This window comes from Bacillus sp. AFS001701 (genome assembly GCF_002559405.1).
Lineage (GTDB): Bacteria > Bacillota > Bacilli > Bacillales > Bacillaceae_G > Gottfriedia.
Genome location: NZ_NTZO01000613.1, coordinates 1 through 2,219, shown reverse-complemented (window position 1 = coordinate 2,219; position 2,219 = coordinate 1). Strand labels below are relative to the sequence as shown.

At 32.4% G+C, this 2,219-nt stretch carries 3 protein-coding genes; all 3 read left to right on the top strand.

The genetic code is table 11. The features are described from left to right. The first annotated feature begins 138 nt into the window (after positions 1-138). From CN514_RS24070 to CN514_RS24060, 3 genes are read left to right on the top strand one after another with little or no spacing between them, the layout of a single operon-like run. Positions 139-495, top strand: coding sequence for an aminotransferase yhxA (locus CN514_RS24070; RefSeq protein ID WP_098234735.1), 357 nt, complete (start codon positions 139-141; stop codon positions 493-495). A gap of 2 nt (positions 496-497) precedes the next feature. Further along, on the top strand, positions 498-1,742 hold the full coding sequence (locus CN514_RS24065; protein WP_098234734.1) for a glutathionylspermidine synthase family protein: 1,245 nt from the start codon (positions 498-500) through the stop codon (positions 1,740-1,742). 23 nt (positions 1,743-1,765) lie between these two features. Further along, the gene (locus CN514_RS24060; RefSeq protein WP_069034569.1) at positions 1,766-2,167 is read left to right on the top strand and encodes a DUF350 domain-containing protein; all 402 of its coding nucleotides are present in this window, start codon (positions 1,766-1,768) and stop codon (positions 2,165-2,167) included. Positions 2,168-2,219 lie beyond the last annotated feature (52 nt).

Below are 2,219 nucleotides of genomic sequence, written 5' to 3'. Positions count from 1 at the left end.
TTATAAGTTTTTGGCAACGGTTAGTTTAAAAGAAAACAAGAGTAAGAGGGATAGTTCAAGCTAATATCTATATACTTTATGAGAGGGATTAGTTTAGTATAGAATAGAATAATTTTCAATACTCGAAAGGAGATCCCAATGTCAAAAACATCATTATTAATGAAAAAAGTTAGTATCGCATTAACGAGTGGCTTAGCAGTAAGTGCATTAGCCGGCTGTGGTTCTCAAAATGCTGACCGACCAGATAAACCGAAAAATGACGATTGCCGTGATTGGGAGTTTGATGATGACGAAGGTGTTTGGGTTTGTGATGATAGCACGAGTCATTACTACCATAGTTATTATCATGGCGGAATATTTTATCCTACAAGAACTGCACTTCATGCAAGTAGTTCTTATAAGAGCTACAAATCTTCTAATAAATATGCAGGGCATACTTCATCTTCAAGTAAAAGTGGTTTTGGAAAAGGTTCATCTGGAGGATTTGGTGGTTAATAATGGATAATGCGAATTTACAGAATCATAGACGAAAACGTAAAGAAGTATATCAAAAACTTCCAGATTTTTGGGCGGATTTACAAGATTCATATTATGCTTTATTAGACTATTATCCGTTGACTGAATGTGAAGTTGATGAAATTCATTCAATTACGGAACAAATTGGAAAAATTTATGATAAGACTGCTCGGTTAATGAGACAATTACCAGATGATATTTTTTATATGCTTGGTTATTCAAAAGAAATCGTACCTTTTTTACGTCTTAAAACGATTGAAAGTGAAGGGATCATTAGAAGAATTGACCTTGTTCGTACAGTTGATGGTTGGAAACATTATGAATGCAATAGTGACACCCCCACTTTTATTATGGAGACCCATCATGTCAATGGTTACATAACGGATTATTTTAACTTGAAGAATCCTAATGCTGATAGTGAAATGAAACTTTCTTATGTCATAAATCATGTTGTCAATAAAAGTATAAAAGGGTTAGATAAACCAATTATTGTTTTTACAGCTCATGGTGATCATGAAGAAGATTGGAAGACAGCTAAATATATTCAATCCCTATACAATGGTAAGAGTCAATTAAAAGCGCTAGAAGATTTACAGATTATTGAAAACGATGGACTTTATACATCTAAAGGGGAAAGAATACACATTCTTTACCGACAAACCTATCCAATAGAACATCTAGAGCTTGATCAATCTTCAGATGGAACAAAAATTGGCCTGGCACTATTAGAACTTGTAAAAGACGGTAAATTGATTATTTTCAATCCATTATCTTCATTCTTACTACAGTCCAAGGCTGTTCAAGCATTAATTTGGAATTTACATATAGAGCAATCAGATGTTTTTACTGTAGAAGAACATGAGGTAATTAAAAAACATTTTCTACCAACATTTTTAGAGCCAGATTTTTTTATAGAAAACAATCTTCCATATGTTGAGAAACCTGCATTTGGCCGTGAAGGAGATTCAATTAAGATTATTAACGGAGAAAACCGTCAACAAAGTAAACAAAATAACTATCATGATCAAGTTATGGTGTTTCAACAATACTCACCTTTACCTATGAGAAAGGTTATGACTCCTGATGGAATGCTAGATTTACATGTATTAATAGGTAGTTTTTTAATTAAAGAAGAATACGGCGCAATTGGTGTACGTGCCGGGAATATTATTACAGGAAACGAAAGTTGTTTTTTACCAGTAGGAATCGTTGAAGAAAAAAATTAATTAATGAGGGGATGAGAAGATAAATGGATAGTATTGTTAGTACTTTGATGTATTTAGGATCAGGACTTATTCTTTTATTTATAGGGTTTTTAGCTTTTACTTTTACCACGAAGATGAGTGAACAAAAATTAATTTTAGAGGATGGCAATATTGCCGTTGCACTGAAACTAGCGGGAAAATTAGTAGGTTTAGCAATTGTTATTATGTCAGCAGCAAAGTATTCAGTTAACTATGGTGATTTCATTATTTGGAGCTTAGTTGGTATTATCGCTCAAATGGTTACATATTGGATTGCAGAATTTGTATTATTTCCGAAAATTTCGTTTGCTAAAAAGGTTGAAGAAGGAAATATTGCAGTAGCTGCTTTATTGTTTACTTTAAGTGTAACAGTAGGTTTATTAATTTCAGGTAGTATTTCATATTAATATTTAAATGAGAAAGCTAGAGCGGTATTCTCATTTCAGAGTGTTGAAATAT